Genomic DNA, 16,196 nt, shown 5'->3' with positions numbered 1-16,196 from the left:
ATGCCAAATTCCCACTCCCGGCCCTTCAAATGCCTGAATTCGATCTGATTGCGCGCTTGCGCACGCGCATCGCGGCGCGTGCCGATGTGCCGTTGGGCATTGGCGACGATGCGGCGTTGCTGCAGCCGCCGCCCGGCGAGCAACTGGCGATCACCGCCGATACGCTCAACGCGGGTGTGCATTTTCCGCACGAGACGCGCGCCGACGATCTGGGCTGGAAGACGCTGGCGGTCAATCTCTCCGATCTGGCCGCGATGGGTGCACAACCGCGCTGGTGCACCTTGTCGCTGTCGTTGCCGCACGACGATGCCGAATGGGTCGACGCGTTTGCCGATGGATTCTTTGCGCTGGCCGATGCGCATGCCATCGCCTTGGTCGGTGGCGACACCACGCGCGGGCCGTTGTCGTGTGCGGTCACCGCGATCGGTAGTGTGCCGCTGGGCGCGGCGTTGCGCCGCGATGGCGCGCGCGTGGGCGACGATGTGTGGGTGACTGGTGCGCCGGGCGAGGCGGCGGCCGCGTTGTCGCTGTGGCAAGCCGGGGAATTGGATGTGACCCGTGTGGCTACAGACCCGTTGCACGAGCAGTGGCGCAGCCGCCTGCTGCGCCCGCAGCCGCGCGTGCAGGCCGGGCTGCGCTTGCGTGGGCTTGCGCATGCCTGTGTGGATATCTCCGACGGCTTGCTGGCCGATCTGGGACATCTGTGCGAACGCAGCGGCGTGGGCGCGCAGCTCGCGCTGGCGGCATTGCCGGCGATGCCACGCAGTGCCGGGATCAGCGTGCTGCACTGCATCGGCTGGCAACTCGGCGGCGGCGACGACTACGAGCTGTGCTTCACCGCCGCCGTGCAACACCGCGACGCGGTGGTGCAGGCGATGGACTTCGCCGGAGTCGCGGTCACGCGCATCGGCCAGATCGTCGCCACGCCGGGCGTGGTGGTCCACGACGCCGACGGCAAGCCGTGGCAGCCGCCGCAACGCGGATATCAGCACTTCGTGGGCTGAGCTGTTCGCGCAAGAGGCGTTGCGCGGGCGTGCTGCATCGCAGCCAAAGTCTGCGGGTCGGGATCAGCCAGACGATAAGCGCACGCTGTTTCCACTTGCGGGCCGGCCCGTAAGTACGGCGCGCACGCGCCACGGGTCAGGCTGCAGCAAAACAAGCACGCAGCGATGCCGCCCACTCTTCTGGTCCAATTTGCCGCCTGCCCAATCCCCAATCCCGAATCCCGGCCCTTGAGCCATACCGTACCGTCTGGTACGTTCGCGACGTTCTCCCCCGAACCACGGATGCATGGCAGTTGCCGCTGGGCCATTCCGGCCTGGCCTTGCGTGGGAGAGAGCAGCATGAACAAGCCTTGGATCGGGAGCATCGCCGCACTGGCGTTGCTGGTGGCATCGGCGTCGGCAGTGGCGGGCGCTTTCAGCAAGACTTACGAACGCATTCCCGGCTGGGATGGCGCCCCGATGGGCGCGCTGGTGCTGGTGCCGCAAGGGCAGGGCAGCGGGCCGTTTCCGCTGGTCGTGATGCCGGCCAGTTGGTCGTTGCCGAACTTGGAATACCTTGGCCGTGCGACCCAACTGGCCAGCGACGGCTACGTGGTGGTGAGTTACACCTCGCGGGGTTTTTGGGATTCGGCCGGGCAGATCGACATTGCCGGTGCGGACACCGTGGAGGACGTCAGTGCGGTGATCGACTGGGCGTTGGCGCATACGCCGGCCAACCCGAATGCGATCGGTGCATCGGGGATTTCGTATGGAGCGGGCATCAGCCTGCTGGCGGCCGAGCGCGACCCGCGCATCAAGGCGGTGGCTGCGCTCAGTGGTTGGGCCGATCTGGAAGCCTCGCTGTATTCCAACCGCACTGTCAGCCAGCAAGGGGTGGGGCTGTTGGTCGGTGCCGGCGCGTTGACCGGGCGGCCCGGGCCGGATCTGGCGCAGATCGGCGCACGGGTTGCGGTGGGCGATTACGACGGCGCGGTGCAAGGCTTCCTGCCGCAGGCGGCCTCGCGGAGCCCGGCAAGCGATGTGGCCGCACTTAATGCGCGTGGCACGGCGGTACTGCTGGGCAATGCTTTCAACGACGGCTTGTTTCCGCCCAACCAGACCATCGCGTTCTTCAACCAGCTGCGCGGGCCCAAGCAGTTGCTGCTCAGCCAAGGCGATCACGCCACGGCAGAACTGCCGGGCGCGTTGGGCCTGCCCAACGAGGTGTATACGGCGACCACGCGTTGGTTCGATCGTCATCTCAAGCAAGTGCGTAACGGGGTGGATGCCGAGGCGCCGGTGCGGTTGTCGCCGCGTGCGGGGCAATGGTTGGAATACACAGACTGGGCGTCGGTGCAGCAGGGCAGCACGCGCTTGGGGCTATCCGCACCGGCAGGACTGCTTAGCCCCACCGGCGGTTTGATCGGCGGCACTACCAGCGGGTGGCAGTCGCGCATCGCCACCGACGTGCCGACGTTGGCCGATTCGGGCGTGGTGCTGGTCAGTGGTCTGTTGCAGGGCATTGGCCTGCCGGTGACTACTTCGATTCCGTTAGTGAATCGTGCTGGGGCTGCAGTGTGGGTTGGCGCGCCATCAAGCGGTGTGCGGCGGTTGGCGGGTAGCCCGTCGCTACGGGTGACCGTGGTGCCCAGTCAGTCGAAGGTGAGTTTGTTCGCGTATCTGTATCGCATGGATGCACTGGGCGTGGCGCAATTGATCACGCATGCGCCGTATTCGTTGCGCGGGGCCACACCGGGTAGTGCGGTAACGCTGGATTGGTCGTTACAGGCGGCCGCGGCGGAGATTCCGGCCGGGCAGCGGCTGGTGCTGGTCATCGACACGCGCGACGTGCGTTACACCGACGCAAGCGATGGCGGCGGCACAGTGACGTTTACTTCGCCGGTGGCAACGCCATCGGTGTTGAACGTGCCGCTGCGATAAGGCTGCGGTCGGCCAGTAACGCGGTAAGTCTTTGCCGGTTTGCATCTGATTGGGTGATTGCGTTGAGTAGTTTTCATCCCACCCTCTCGCACCTGCGTTTTTATCCGGTTGCAGAGCGGAGAGCGGGTGATCTGTTGCTTGGCTGCGGGGCCCTTGCCCGCCCACCGGCGCGGGACACGCCGCAAGTACGTCCGTGTAGGCTCTTACGCGGCATCCATGCCGCGTAAGGTCCCGCGCCGGTGGGCGGGCAAGGACCAGTCGAGAGGGGCGGTGTGCAAGGTGCAAGCAAGCCACAACATGCGCTGTTCGGATAACGGCTCGACCGATCAGCACCCCAAGCAAGTCAAGCATCAGGCAAACTTTCAACAAAACAACCTACAAACGTCCTGGTGCGGTGTCCTCGCCGATTGCGGGACCATGTGGCGGCATGGATGCCGCCACTGAGCCTACATGGACGTACTTGCGGCGTGTCCCGCGAGCGGCGAGGGCACCGCGCCCTCGACCAACAAGGCTTTGCTACAACGTCATAACGCCATGATTCGAAAGCTGGTCATCCTGAGCTGAGCTCGGAAAGTGTGGATAAGGCAGTGGCCGTAGCTGTCTTGAGAAGATTGAAAAGTGTGGATGCGTTATTAAATGCCATCGCCACGCAGCATTTATGCGGAATTTACGCCGCCGCCCTGGTAGGTCCATAGCGACTTTACGCAGGCCGGGAAGACACTGCGCAGGTTGGCGGAGCGGTTCCGCCCTGGACGATCCCGATGCATCCCTTGACCTGTCTGCTCCATCGGCGCTGCGCGCACGGTGCGGCAGCGTTTTGCCTTGTTGGCATGCACACGCTGCATGCGCCGTCGCACATCGCATCCATCGCGCCGCGTTGCGCGCGTCTCGGGGAGTAGCCGACATGCCTGCCTGGTTGTCCCTGTTGTGCGGCGTGGCCGTGCTCGTTGCCGCTGCGTACCTGTTGTACGTGGTGCTGCGGCCCGAAGACTTCTGATGCGAGTGCGCTCCGATGATTGAAACCCTACTTATCTATGCGCTGGCCATCGTGCTGGCGTGGCCCCTAGGCCGCTATCTGGCGGCGGTGATGCGTGGCGCCCCGATGCGTGGCGATGCGCTGTTCGGCTGGATCGAGCGGCCGTTGTATGCGTTGCTCGGTACCCGTCCGCAGCAGGGCATGTCGTGGCGCGGCTATGCCGTGGCGTTCTTGCTCAGCAACCTGGTTGTTGGTCTGCTGACCTGGGCGGTGTTCATGACCCAGGCGTGGCTGCCGTTCAACCCCGACGGCATCCCCAACATGCGCTGGGATACCGCGCTGCACACCATGGTGTCGTTCGTCACCAACACCAATCAGCAGCATTATTCGGGCCAGGCGCAGTTGTCGTATCTGGCACAGATGACCGGCATCGTTGGCCTGCAGGTGGTGACGCCGATGATGGGCCTGGCGTTGGCGGTGGCGACCTTGCGTGCCTTGTTCGGCGGGCGAGCTGTCGCAAGCGTGTCCAATGCCTCGCTGGTATCGAACGCGCCGACGAGTACCTCGCCGCGGATGGCCGGGCCGGACGATCCGGAGATCGTCATGTCGCGCCAGGGACGGCAGCAGTCGAGTTCCGGATTGGAAGCCCTGCCCGAAGCAGACGTTGGCAACTACTGGGCCGATGTGATCCGCGCCAGCGTGCGCGTCTTGTTGCCGCTGTGCCTGCTGTGGAGCGTACTGCTCGGCTGGCAAGGTGTGCCGTCCACGCTGCAGGGCGCGGCAACTGCGACACCGTTGGATAGCAGTGCGAGCATGCCCAAGCAGACCATTCCGGTCGGCCCGGTTACCGCGATGGTCGCGGTCAAGCAGCTCGGCACCAACGGCGGTGGCTGGTACGGCCCCAACAGTTCGGTGGCGCTGGAAAACCCCACGCCGTTGAGCAATTTTCTGGAAACGTTGGCGATCGTGTTGTTGCCGATGAGCGTGGTGTTCATGGTCGGCTATCTGACCGGGCGCAAACGTCTCACCGCCTTGGTGTTCGGCACCATGTTGACGATGTCGGCCGCATCCACCGCACTGTTGCTGTGGTCCGAAGCGCATTCGGCCAGCGCGAACTCGCCTGCCTTGATGGAAGGCAAAGAGGTGCGCATCGGCGCGGATGCCTCGGCGTTGTGGGCGGCGTTGACCACGCAGACCTCCAACGGCTCGGTCAATGCGATGCACGATTCGCTGGCGCCATTAAGCGGCCTGGTCACGCTGGTGAACATGCTGATCAATGCGATCTGGGGCGGCATCGGCTGCGGTTTGCAGCAGTTTGTGGTGTATCTGCTGTTGAGCGTATTTCTGGCTGGGTTGATGACCGGACGCACGCCGGAGTTGTTCGGCCGCAAGATCGAATCGCGCGAAGTGCAGTTGCTTGCGCTCTTGATTCTGTTGCAACCGCTGGTGGTGCTGGGCTTCACCGCAGTGGCGCTGGCAGTGCCGTCTTTCACCGCAAATTCCAATCCCGGTTTCCATGGCATCAGCCAGGTGTTCTACGAGTACACCTCTGCCTTCGCCAACAACGGGTCGGGTTTCGAAGGGCTGGGCGATGCCACGTATTGGTGGAACCTGAGCTGCTCGGTGGTGCTGGTCCTGGGCCGGTATCCGGCGTTGATCCTGCCGTTAATGGTGGCGGCGCGCATGGCGGTGAAGCGGCGCGCGCCGGAGTCTGCCGGTAGCTTGCAGGTCGAAACGCCCACCTTTGCGTTGACCCTGATGGCGATCGTGCTGGTGCTCACCGTGCTGCAGTTCATGCCGGCACTGGTGCTGGGTCCTATCGCTGAACACCTCGCCCTGGCGGCGTCCTGAGAGTTTGAGCAATGTCTACGATCGATACGACTGAAAAACGCGAGCGCGGTGACGCAGCGTTGTTCGATGCTGCCGTGCTACTTGCGGCAATGCGTGCGGCCTTCCTCAAGTTGGCGCCGCGGCATCTGCTGCGCAGCCCGGTGATGGCGGTGGTGATGGGCGGCACCTTGCTGGCGGCAGTGATCACCGCCAGCGGGCATGGCAATGCCGGCTTCGGCTGGGCGGTGACGGCGATCCTGTTTGTCACCGTGTTGTTCGGCAATTTCGCCGAGGCCATCGCCGAAGCGCGTGGGCGTGGGCAGGCCGCATCGCTGCGGCGTGCGCGCAAGGATCTGGTGGCGCGTCGCGTGGAAACCGCGCTCGGCGGCCGCGAGACCCGTGTGCCGGCGGCAGAGCTGCGACCGGGCGATTACGTGATGGTGTCCGAGGGCGAATTCGTCCCGGCCGATGGCGAAATCGTGCGCGGCGTTGCAACGATCAACGAAGCGGCGGTGACCGGCGAATCGGCACCGGTGCTGCGCGAGGCCGGCACCGATCGCAGTGGCGTGATCGGCGGTACGCGCGTGCTCTCCGACGAGATCGTGTTCAAGGTCACCGCCGAGCCGGGGCACAGCTTTCTGGATCGCATGATCGCCTTGGTGGAAGGCGCCAACCGGCAGAAGACGCCGAACGAAATCGCGCTGACCTTGTTGCTGGCGGCGATGACGCTGACCTTCCTGATCGTGGTGGCGTCGTTGCCGGCGATTGCCGGGTTCGTCGGTGTCACGCTGGATCCGCTGCTGCTGATCGCACTGCTGGTGTGCCTGATTCCGACCACCATCGGCGGCCTGTTGCCGGCGATCGGCATCGCCGGCATGAACCGCGCGCTGTCGGCCAATGTGTTGGCCAAATCCGGCAAGGCGGTGGAGGTGGCCGGCGACGTGGATGTGTTGCTGCTCGACAAGACCGGCACCATCACCTACGGCGATCGTCAGGCCACTGCGTTTCATCCATTGGCCGGTATCGACCGTGCGCAGCTGCGCGATGCGGCAATGCTCGCCTCGTTGGCCGACCCGACGCCGGAAGGTAAATCCATTGTCAAGCTGGCCCGCCAGCAGGGTGCGGTGGCAGTCGAACCGGACGGCGCGCATTTCATTGCGTTCACTGCGCAAACGCGCATGTCCGGCGTCGATATCGCTGGGCGCAGTATTCGCAAGGGTGCCGGCGACTCGATCGTGGCCTATGTGCAGGCAATGGGCGTCACGGTGTCGCCGGAATTGAACGGGCGCATCGAGGAAGTGGCACGCGGCGGCGCCACGCCGCTGGTGGTTGCCGAAGGCCGGCATGTGCTGGGCGTGGTCGAGCTGAGCGATGTGGTCAAGCAGGGCATCAAGGAAAAGTTCGCGCAGCTGCGTGCGATGGGCATCAAGACGGTGATGATCACCGGCGACAACCCGCTCACCGCCGCTGCCATTGCCGCCGAAGCCGGCGTGGACGATTACATTGCGCAGGCACGCCCGGAAGACAAGCTGGCGCGCATCCGTGCCGAGCAGGCTGGTGGACGGCTGGTAGCGATGGTGGGCGACGGCACCAACGATGCACCGGCGCTTGCCCAGGCCGATGTGGGCCTGGCGATGAACTCGGGCACGCAGGCGGCCAAGGAAGCCGGCAACATGGTCGATCTGGATTCGGATCCGGCCAAATTGCTGGCCGTGGTGGAAGTGGGCAAGCAGCAGCTGATCACGCGCGGTGCGCTAACCACCTTCTCGTTGGCCAACGACGTTTCCAAGTATTTTGCGATCCTGCCGGCGCTGTTTGCTGCGGCAATTCCCTCGATGGCGGCGCTCAACGTGATGCAGTTGTCCAGCCCGCGGCATGCGGTGCTGGCGGCGCTGATCTTCAATGCGCTGATCATTCCGGCATTGATTCCGCTGGCCTTGCGCGGCGTGCGCTTTCGTCCTTCCAGCGCCACGGCCTTGTTGCGCCGGAACATGCTGATCTACGGCGTGGGCGGGATATTGCTGCCGTTTGCCGCAATCAAGTTGATCGACCTGGCGCTTGTCGCCGCTATAGGAAACTGAGTCATGACGATTTCTTCAACCACCAACCTTTCCACGTCGCTGCCGTTGCGCGACGACGGGGTCTTGCGCGGCTCGGTGATGCTCGCGTTGTTCATCCTGCTCGGCCTGGGCTTGAGCTATTCGCTGATCGCCACCGGCATCACCGGCGCGTTGTTTCCTGCGCAGGCGCATGGCTCATTACTGCGTGTGGACGCGCGCGTCGTCGGCTCGGCGCTGGTGGCCCAGCCGTTCGCCGATGCGCGTTATTTCCAGCCACGCCCCTCGGCTGCCAAGTACGACCCGACTGCGGCGGCCGGCAGCAACCAGGCGCGTTCCAATCCGGAGTTGCAAGCGCGCATCGCGGCAACGCGTGCAGAAGTTGCTGCACGTGACGGTATCGCAGCAGAGGCTGTGCCGAGCGAGTTGCTCACCCGATCAGGCAGCGGCCTGGACCCGCACCTGAGCCCGGCCGCCGTGCAGGTGCAACTGCGCCGCGTCGCCACCGCGCGTGGCTGGCCGGAGCAACGCGTCGCCGCCTTGGTGCAAGCCGCCACCGAACACCCACAGTTCGGTCTGCTTGGGCAGCCGCGAGTGAATGTTCTGGCGCTGAATCTGGCGCTTGATGCGGCTGGGAATCGGAAGTCGGGAATCGAGAATGGGTCAAAGCAACAACGCTAGAGCCATCCGGTCGCGGTAGGCTCCACGAATCCCCAATCCCGACTCTCCAATCCCGGCCCCAATGCCCGACGCCCGTACCCAACAAGCCGACGCACTCATCGGCGAACTGCAGCGCGAACATGGTGGGCGCCTGACGGTGTTTCTGGGCGCGGCGCCCGGCGTGGGCAAGACCTACGCCATGCTGTCGCGCGCACGCGAGCGCTTGCGGCAGGGCATGGACGTGGTGGCCGGTGTGATCGAAACCCACGGCCGCAGCGAAACCGCTGCGCTGCTGGAGGGCCTGCCGCTGCTACCGCGCGCTCGCGTGAGTTACCAGGGTCGCGTGCTGGAGGAATTCGATCTGGACGCGCTGCTGGCGCGCAAGCCAAAGCTTGCCCTGATCGACGAACTGGCGCATCGCAATGTGCCGGGCAGCCGGCATGAGCGGCGCTGGCAGGACATCGTGGAACTGCTCGATGCAGGCATCGACGTCTACACCACGGTCAATATCCAGCATCTGGAAAGTCTCAACGACATCGTGCTGCGCATCACCGGCGTGCGCGTGTCCGAGACCGTGCCCGATGCGGTGTTCGATCGCCTGCGCGACATCGTGCTGGTGGATCTGCCGCCGCGCGAACTGATCGAACGCCTGCAGCAGGGCAAGGTGTATCTGCCCGAGCAGGCGACACAGGCCTTGCAGGCATTTTTTTCGCCCTCCAACCTCACAGCGTTGCGCGAGCTGGCGATGCAGACCGCCGCCGACCGCGTCGACAGCGATCTGCGCGACACCCAGGCCGCGCGCGGCTTGCCCGGCACCGCCGCCTTGCGTCGCCGCGTGGTGGTGGCCATCGACGGGCGTGGCAGCTCGGATTATCTGGTGCGGGTGGCGCGGCGGTTGTCCGAGCGCCGCGATGCGCCGTGGACGGTGGTCACCGTGCAGACGCGCACCGTGGCCGATGCCGCGTGGCAGCTGGAAATCGACCGCGCGTTCGCACTGACGCGTCGGTTAGGTGGCGACACCGCGTTGCTGCACGGCGCCAACGTCGCCGAGGCGCTACTGGATTTCGCCGCGCAAAACGGCGTGTCCACCTTGGTGCTGGGGCGCACGCGGGAACGCCCGCTTGCGCGCATGTTCAACCGCACGCTCACCCAACAACTGCTGCAGCGTGGCGCCCATTACGAATTGGTCATCGTCAGCTCCGCCGATGCGCGTGCACGCGCACGCCAGCGTTGGCGCAATCCGCGTCAGTGGCTGCAGCGTTACGACCTGGCGTTTGCGGCGATCGCGGCTGCTGCAGCGGTTGCGGTGGCATGGGTAATCCAGCGCTGGACCGACATCGACGATCTGTCGATGGTGTTCATCGTGGCGGTGGTGCTGGTGGCCTCGCGCACGCGCATGGCCGCTGCGGTGATTGCCGCGTTGCTGAGTTTTGTCGCCTACAACTTCTTCTTCATCGAACCGCGCTTCACCCTGCATATCAGCGCGCGCCAGGGCGTGGTGACGGTGTGTCTGTTCCTGATCGCCGCACTGGTGGCCGGGCGCCTGGCCTCGCGCCTGCGTAGCCAGGTGCTGGCACTGCGCGCCGCCAACACGCATGCCAATGCACTGCAGACGCTGGCGCGCGAACTCAGCACCGCGGCCGATCTGGGGCAGGTATTGGAAGCCGGACGCCGCGCGTTGGCGACAGCGCTCGATGCAGAAACCTGGCTGCGTCTGGAGCAACGCGAAAGCGACGCCCCCGCCAGTTTCGGCACGCTCGATCGCAGCGCGGCAGAGTGGACCCAGCGCCACGGTCAACCGGCCGGCCGCTTCACCGATACGCTTGCCGGCGCGCAGTGGTGGTGCCTGCCGGTGCGGCACGAACGCGGTAGCCTGGGTGTGGCCGCGCTGCGCTTCCGCCAGAGCGTGCAGCGGCCCGGCCTGGAGCAACGCCGGTTGGCCGAAGCGATGGTGGAAGACATCGGCCAGGCGGCGTTGCGCACGCGCCTGGTCGCCGATCTGGAAGGCGCGCGCGTCAGTGGCGAAACCGAGCGCCTGCGCTCGGCGTTGCTGTCCTCGGTCTCGCACGATCTGCGCTCGCCGCTGGCCTCGATGATCGGCTCGGCCAGCAGCCTTGCCAGCTATGGCGATGCAATGGACGCGCAGGACCGCCACAGCCTGCTCGACACCATCCAGCTCGAAGGCGAGCGGCTGGATCGCTACATCCAAAACCTGCTCGATATGACCCGGCTCGGCCACACCGGGCTGACCTTGAATCGCGACTGGATCGGCGTGGACGAGTTGATCGGCTCGGCCACACGCCGGCTGCAGCGCTACCAGCCGGCGGTGCGCCTGCAACTGGATCTGGCTGCCGACCTGCCGGCGATCTGGGTGCATCCGGCACTGGTGGAACAGGCCATCTTCAACGTGCTGGAGAATGCGGCGAAATTTTCGCCGCCCGGCGTGGCCGTCACCGTGCAGGCGCGGCTGCAGGCCGGCGCCTTGCAGATCGATATCGGCGACCAGGGGCCGGGCATTCCCGAAGACGAGCGCGCACGCATTTTCGACATGTTCTACAGCGTCGAGCGTGGCGACCGAGGTCGCAATGGCACCGGGCTGGGCCTTGCCATCTGCCAGGGCATGATCGGCGCGCACGGCGGCAGCGTGGAGGCGCTGGCCGGCGCAGATGGTCACGGCACCACGATCCGCATTACGCTGCCGTTGCTCGTTCCCGCCGCGCCACCTCGCCCCGATGCCGACTGACCCCACTGCCATCCCGCCTGCCCGCGTGCTGATCGTCGACGACGAGCCGCAGATCCGCCGCTTTCTCGACATCAGCCTGCGCGCGCAGGGCTACCGCGTGCTGCAGGCCGGCACCGCCGAAGAAGGCCTGGCCCTGCTGGCCGGGCAGGGCGCTGAACTGGTGGTGCTGGACATCGGCCTGCCCGATCGCGACGGCCACGAAGTGCTGCGCGAGATCCGCCAGTGGTCCAACGTACCGGTGATCATGCTCACCGTGCGCGCCGGCGAAACCGAAAAGGTGGCCGCGCTCGATGCCGGCGCCAACGACTACGTCACCAAGCCGTTCGGCGTGCAGGAATTGATGGCACGCATCCGCGCGCTGCTACGCCAGGCCGGTGCCGGCAGCACGGTGGAAGAGAGCGTGTTCGACGACGGCCGCCTGCACATCCATCTGGGCCTGCGCGAAGTGACGCTGGCGGGCGAAGCGGTGCCGTTGAGTCGCAAGGAATACGCCTTGCTCGCGCTATTGCTCAAGCACGCCGGCCGCGTGGTCACCCAGCCGCAACTGCTACGCGAAGTGTGGGGCCCTACCCACGAAGAAGACACCCATTACCTGCGCATCCTGGTCGGCAAGCTTCGCCAGAAACTGCACGACGATGCTGCCGACCCGCAGTACATCGTGACCGAGCCGGGTGTGGGTTTGCGCTTTATCGGTGTGACGCGCTGAGCTGATCGCACCGCTTGACCAACCAGGTGCCCGTCACCGCGCGAGCACGGCGCTGCGCGTATCGCCCGATGCAGTTCGCCGCAGTGGAGCAGATGCCAGGACGATGCGATCCAGCTCGCGGTAATAGCGCCTGTGCAGGTGCGCTGCGTGCATCACGCAAACCGAAAGCTGTGCGATTTTCGTCAGCGGTGCATCGTTGTCGTGCGCTACGGTGTCGCCGGGGAGCAATCGCTCACTCCAGCGGCGGCAGCACTTTCCCCGGATTCAAAATCCCATCCGGATCCAGCGCGGCCTTGATCGCGCGCATCGCGGCCAGTGTCGGTGCACTGAACGCCTGTGTCATGAAATCGCGCTTGGCCACGCCGATGCCGTGCTCGCCGGAGAGCGTGCCTTCCAGCGCCAGCACCAATGCGAACAGGCGCGGCAATGCGGCGTGTGCGCGTGCGTCTTCATCGGCATCGGCCGGGTCGTACATGATGTTGACGTGCAGGTTGCCGTTGCCGGCATGGCCGAAGGCGACGATGGGCAATGCGAATTCCGCAGCGAGTGCTTCCACGCCGGCCACCAGTTCGGGAATGCGCGAGACCGGCACCACCACGTCTTCGTTGATCTTGCCCGGCTTGATCGTGCGCAGCGCCGGCGACAGCGCGCGTCGCGCCGCCCACAACTTGTCGCGCGCGCTGCCATCGGCGGCAACGTCCAGGCTCAACACACCCTCGCCGTTGGCGGCGTCGTGCAACGCCTGCAATGCATAAGGCAAGGTGTCGTGATCGCCGTCGGCTTCGATCAACAACATCGCGCCAGCCTCGGGCACATCGCTGCCGTTGCGGCGCAGCAGTGCGATTGCGCTGGCATCCATGAATTCCAGCATCGTCGGCGTGGTCGGTTGCGCCATGATGCGCGACACCGCGGCTGCAGCGGTGGCCGCATCGCGATACAGCGCGCGCAAACCGGCTTGTGCGATTGCGCGCGGCGTCAGCTTCAACGTCGCTTCGACGATGATCGCCAAGGTGCCTTCGCTGCCGACCAGCAAATGCGTGAGGTCGTAGCCGGTGGAATTCTTGGTATACGCACCGCCGCAACGGATCACCTCGCCGGTGCCGGTCACTGCCACCAAACCGAGCACGTTGTCGCGGGTGGCGCCGTATTTCACTGCGCGCGGGCCGCCGGCATTGGTGGCGAGATTACCGCCGACACTGCAGATGTCCGCACTGGACGGATCCGGTGGCCAGAACAAGCCGTGCGGCTGCAATGCCTGCTGCAAGTCGCCATTGAGCAGGCCCGGTTGCACGATGGCGCAGCGATCCGCCGGACGCAGCGCAAGGATGCGGTTCATGCGCGCCATCGACACCACCACGCCGCCGGAAAACGGCACTGCCGCGCCAGTGGTGCCGGTGCCCGCGCCACGCGCCACGATCGGCACGCCATGCGCGCGGCAGGCCTGCACGATGGCGACCACCTCATCGGTATCGCGCGGCAAGGCGACGGCGGCGGGCAATGCCCAGCGGCGCGAATCGTCTTCGCCATAACGCCGCCGCGCATCGTCGCCGGTCAACCAGCCATCGGGTCCAAGTCGTGCGGCCAGCAGTTCGGCCAGCGCGGTGGGAAGCACATCGGTCATGACGGGTGATCCTGTGGTGCCGCGCGCTGGATGCATTTCCATCCCAGCACTGCGACGGTGAGCGGCAGCCAGACCCAGCGCAGCTCGGAGAGCAGGACGCTGAGGCCGCGCGCATTGAAGAAACCGTTGGCGAACGGCGACACGCGAATCGGCCGCCATGGTGCGAACCAGCGTGCTTCGCTCCATGGCCAGGTCAGTGCAACGCCAAGACCGCCGGAGGTCATCGCATCCAGCACAGGATGCGATGCGGTGCAGACAAACAAGAACGCTGCGGCCTGCAGCGCATCCGCGCGCAACACGCGATGCGCAATGCCACCGAGTAATGCAATCACCGCGGCGAACACCAACGAGTGGCTGGCACCACGGTGGCCGAATGCATCGGCATAAGGAATGTGCAGCGCGAACGCCAGCACATCGGCATCCGGCAACATCGCCGCCACGATGCCGGCACCGAGCAGGCGCGGCGACAGGCGGCCGCGTTCGCTGGCGCACCAGAGCGCCAGCGGCACCGCGGCGTGGGTGAGGATGGTGGGCATCGCGCGTGGGTCGTTGTCAGCAATCGTCGGCGCGGAAGGCGTCGCGGATCCAGTTCAGCACCGGCGGCTCGCCGCTGGCTTCGACCACATCGAAGCGGCACGGCAAGCTCGCCAGTGCCGGGTGATAGGCAAGGAACACTTGCGCGGCCAGCACCAGTTTGCGGCGCTTGCGCCGGTCCACCGATGCAGCGCCGCCGCCGAAGCGGTTGTCGCGCCGATAACGCACTTCCACGAACACCAGGGCTTGCCCGTCGCGCATCACCAGATCGAGTTCGCCGCCGCGGTAGTTGGCATTGGCCACGACCAGCCGCAAGCCGGCCTGCTCCAGCAGCGCGCGTGCCAACGCTTCCACCGCCGCACCACGTTGCTGACGTGCTGCCGGCATGGCGTCAGCGGCCGTCGGCGATCGGCACCGGGCGGCCACCGTTGAAGGTGGACCACGCCGGTGTACGCAACACGTTGCCGAAGCCATCCAGATGCAAGGTACCGGTGGCGCCGCGCAGGCCGCCGTCGGCGCCGGTGGCCAGCTTTTCCAGATACGCGCTGATCTTCCAGGCGTCGTAGCCGAAGGCGAACAAGCGCGCGCCCGGTCCGCGTGCGCTGGGCAGCGTGCTGGCGACCTGGGTGGAGGCCGGCAGGCCGGACACGCCCAGGGCGGTCCAGGTTTCGCTCGGGTAGATGATGCCGTCCAGCGCCAAATCGTCTTCGACCTTGCCGGTGCCGGCCACCAACTGCGAGGTGCCCACACGCGATTTGCCGGCGAAGCCGCTCAAGGCCAATTGCGGCGCCAGCGCCCGCGCCGTATTGCCGCGCACTGCCAGGAATACCGCATCGGCGGTGCCGTAATTGCGCAGCTGGGCGCCGATATCGCCCGGTACTTCGGCCACGCTGATGCTGCCGGCCACGCTGCCGCCACGTTCGGTGAAACGGTCGCGGAAGGCCTTGATGGTGCGCTTGCCGTTGTCGTCGCTGATGCCGACGATCAGCACATTGCGGCGCTCGCGCGAAAGCAGGTACTCGGCCGCCATGATGCCGTCGTCTTCCGGCGCCAGCGAGAACCCGGCGCTGCCACTGGGCGGCGCCTTGTTGTCGGTGGGGCGGTTGAGCGCCAGCACCGGCACCGCCAGTTGGCCGCGTGCGAACACCGCGCTGACTTCGTCGCGACCCAACGGGCCGACTACGTAGTCCACACCGGCGCTCACGGCCTTGTCGTAGGCGGCATTGGCGCCGGCGGCGGTGCCGGCGGTATCGAAGAAGCGCAGTTCCGGGCGGCGGCGGGTTTCGGCGTAGTAGCCGGCCAGCAGGCCGTCGCGTACCGGCGCCGAGGCGGTGGCCAGATTGCCGCTGAGCGGCAGCAGCACGCCCAGCTTGATCGGCGGGCGATAGCCATCGCGCTCGGCCGGCGGGCGCTTGCTGGTGTCGAAGCCCCACTGCGCGTCGCGCTCGAACGCACGCGGCAGCGCCAAGCCGCGGCTGATCAGGGCGCGGCCGGCGAAGTTGTACAGCGGGTCGCCGGCCGGTAGTGCGGCGGTGCGGCCTTTGAGCGTGGCGTCGTCGAGCGCGGCGAGCAGGCGCACGATTGCGCGCTGGTTCTCGCTGCGCGGGGTGCCGGTCAGGCTGGCATCTGCGCGCGCGCGGTCGGCGGCGGCACCGAACAGGTCGCCGGTGCCTTCCAATGCGGCGGCGCGTGCCAGCAGCCAGCGGGTCTGCAACGGCTGCGGCAGGCCTTGCGGGCTGTCGCCCAGCGCCTGCAGCGCTTGCGCGGCCTGCTTGTCGATCACCGCCAGCTCGCCGGTCAACAGCGCGAAGCGGGCGCGGTCTTCGCCAGTGAGATGGCGTGGAGTCACCTGCGCCAGCAACGTGCGTGCACGTGCGTCATCGCCGGCGTCGTGCCAGCCGAACGCCGAGGCGGCCAGCAAGCGGCTGCGCTGCGCACCGCTGGCGCTGGCCGCCTCGGCTTCCAACTGCTGCGCGGCTTCGCGCGGCTTGCCCTGGTCCAGCAACGCCAGCGCCGCGCTCTGCGTGGGCGAAGCGGTCTGGGTGACGCTGCTGGTGGCGCAACCGGCGGCCAGCATGACCAGCAGCGACAGGGCGGAGATCCTTGCAACACGCTTGTTCATTTCAGATCCATTGGACGGGGCCC

12 protein-coding genes are annotated in these 16,196 nt (G+C 66.4%); 8 read left to right on the top strand and 4 right to left on the bottom strand.

Going from position 1 to position 16,196, the window contains the following annotated elements; translation table 11 throughout:
- Positions 1–29: 29 nt before the first annotated feature.
- The 8 genes from thiL to AC1PLU_RS18755 all read left to right on the top strand — a co-directional run bounded on the left by thiL (position 30) and on the right by AC1PLU_RS18755 (position 11,896).
- A complete protein-coding gene (gene thiL / locus AC1PLU_RS18790; RefSeq protein ID WP_481106963.1) occupies positions 30–1,004 on the top strand; it encodes a thiamine-phosphate kinase in 975 nt (324 codons plus the stop codon).
- Between the two features lie 339 nt (positions 1,005–1,343).
- The gene (locus tag AC1PLU_RS18785) at positions 1,344–2,924 is read left to right on the top strand and encodes a CocE/NonD family hydrolase (RefSeq protein WP_481106962.1); all 1,581 of its coding nucleotides are present in this window, start codon (positions 1,344–1,346) and stop codon (positions 2,922–2,924) included.
- A gap of 904 nt (positions 2,925–3,828) precedes the next feature.
- The gene (locus AC1PLU_RS18780) at positions 3,829–3,921 is read left to right on the top strand and encodes a potassium-transporting ATPase subunit F (protein WP_006452907.1); all 93 of its coding nucleotides are present in this window, start codon (positions 3,829–3,831) and stop codon (positions 3,919–3,921) included.
- A gap of 15 nt (positions 3,922–3,936) precedes the next feature.
- Positions 3,937–5,751, top strand: coding sequence for a potassium-transporting ATPase subunit KdpA (kdpA, locus tag AC1PLU_RS18775; protein ID WP_481106961.1), 1,815 nt, complete (start codon positions 3,937–3,939; stop codon positions 5,749–5,751).
- A gap of 11 nt (positions 5,752–5,762) precedes the next feature.
- Positions 5,763–7,811, top strand: coding sequence for a potassium-transporting ATPase subunit KdpB (gene kdpB, locus AC1PLU_RS18770; RefSeq protein ID WP_481106960.1), 2,049 nt, complete (start codon positions 5,763–5,765; stop codon positions 7,809–7,811).
- Positions 7,812–7,814: 3 nt separating this feature from the next.
- Positions 7,815–8,468 (top strand): potassium-transporting ATPase subunit KdpC, encoded by a 654-nt coding sequence (kdpC, locus tag AC1PLU_RS18765; RefSeq protein ID WP_481106959.1) that lies wholly within the window; start codon positions 7,815–7,817, stop codon positions 8,466–8,468.
- A gap of 61 nt (positions 8,469–8,529) precedes the next feature.
- Positions 8,530–11,190: a DUF4118 domain-containing protein gene (locus AC1PLU_RS18760; protein ID WP_481106958.1), complete on the top strand. Its 2,661-nt coding sequence runs from the start codon at positions 8,530–8,532 to the stop codon at positions 11,188–11,190.
- On the top strand, positions 11,180–11,896 hold the full coding sequence (locus AC1PLU_RS18755; RefSeq protein WP_023902711.1) for a response regulator: 717 nt from the start codon (positions 11,180–11,182) through the stop codon (positions 11,894–11,896). The genes AC1PLU_RS18760 and AC1PLU_RS18755 overlap by 11 nt, the downstream gene beginning before the upstream one ends.
- A gap of 232 nt (positions 11,897–12,128) precedes the next feature.
- Here AC1PLU_RS18755 and AC1PLU_RS18750 read toward each other — a convergent pair whose 3' ends face one another.
- Genes AC1PLU_RS18750 through AC1PLU_RS18735 form a run of 4 tightly spaced genes read right to left on the bottom strand, consistent with a single transcriptional unit; the run spans position 12,129 to position 16,173 of the window.
- Positions 12,129–13,517: an FAD-binding oxidoreductase gene (locus tag AC1PLU_RS18750; protein WP_229009340.1), complete on the bottom strand. Its 1,389-nt coding sequence runs from the start codon at positions 13,515–13,517 to the stop codon at positions 12,129–12,131.
- The gene (locus tag AC1PLU_RS18745) at positions 13,514–14,053 is read right to left on the bottom strand and encodes a metal-dependent hydrolase (protein WP_481106957.1); all 540 of its coding nucleotides are present in this window, start codon (positions 14,051–14,053) and stop codon (positions 13,514–13,516) included. Before AC1PLU_RS18745 ends, AC1PLU_RS18750 begins: the two co-directional genes overlap by 4 nt.
- 16 nt (positions 14,054–14,069) lie before the next feature.
- Positions 14,070–14,438, bottom strand: coding sequence for a YraN family protein (locus AC1PLU_RS18740; protein WP_006451851.1), 369 nt, complete (start codon positions 14,436–14,438; stop codon positions 14,070–14,072).
- Between the two features lie 4 nt (positions 14,439–14,442).
- A complete protein-coding gene (locus AC1PLU_RS18735; RefSeq protein ID WP_481106956.1) occupies positions 14,443–16,173 on the bottom strand; it encodes a penicillin-binding protein activator in 1,731 nt (576 codons plus the stop codon).
- Positions 16,174–16,196: the final 23 nt, after the last annotated feature.

Source organism: Xanthomonas sp. NCPPB 2933, from assembly GCF_056725225.1.
The sequence above is the reverse complement of the archived record's forward strand: the minus strand, read 5'-3'. Positions and strand labels throughout refer to the sequence as shown.

What these genes read in the sequence shown, in the direction of transcription:
- thiL (WP_481106963.1), top strand. Translation starts at nt 30, where the DNA reads ATGCCTGAATTCGATCTGATTGCGCGCTTGCGCACGCGCATCGCGGCG.
- AC1PLU_RS18785 (WP_481106962.1), top strand. Translation starts at nt 1,344, where the DNA reads ATGAACAAGCCTTGGATCGGGAGCATCGCCGCACTGGCGTTGCTGGTG.
- AC1PLU_RS18780 (WP_006452907.1), top strand. Translation starts at nt 3,829, where the DNA reads ATGCCTGCCTGGTTGTCCCTGTTGTGCGGCGTGGCCGTGCTCGTTGCC.
- kdpA (WP_481106961.1), top strand. Translation starts at nt 3,937, where the DNA reads ATGATTGAAACCCTACTTATCTATGCGCTGGCCATCGTGCTGGCGTGG.
- kdpB (WP_481106960.1), top strand. Translation starts at nt 5,763, where the DNA reads ATGTCTACGATCGATACGACTGAAAAACGCGAGCGCGGTGACGCAGCG.
- kdpC (WP_481106959.1), top strand. Translation starts at nt 7,815, where the DNA reads ATGACGATTTCTTCAACCACCAACCTTTCCACGTCGCTGCCGTTGCGC.
- AC1PLU_RS18760 (WP_481106958.1), top strand. Translation starts at nt 8,530, where the DNA reads ATGCCCGACGCCCGTACCCAACAAGCCGACGCACTCATCGGCGAACTG.
- AC1PLU_RS18755 (WP_023902711.1), top strand. Translation starts at nt 11,180, where the DNA reads ATGCCGACTGACCCCACTGCCATCCCGCCTGCCCGCGTGCTGATCGTC.
- AC1PLU_RS18750 (WP_229009340.1), bottom strand. Translation starts at nt 13,517, where the DNA reads ATGACCGATGTGCTTCCCACCGCGCTGGCCGAACTGCTGGCCGCACGA.
- AC1PLU_RS18745 (WP_481106957.1), bottom strand. Translation starts at nt 14,053, where the DNA reads ATGCCCACCATCCTCACCCACGCCGCGGTGCCGCTGGCGCTCTGGTGC.
- AC1PLU_RS18740 (WP_006451851.1), bottom strand. Translation starts at nt 14,438, where the DNA reads ATGCCGGCAGCACGTCAGCAACGTGGTGCGGCGGTGGAAGCGTTGGCA.
- AC1PLU_RS18735 (WP_481106956.1), bottom strand. Translation starts at nt 16,173, where the DNA reads ATGAACAAGCGTGTTGCAAGGATCTCCGCCCTGTCGCTGCTGGTCATG.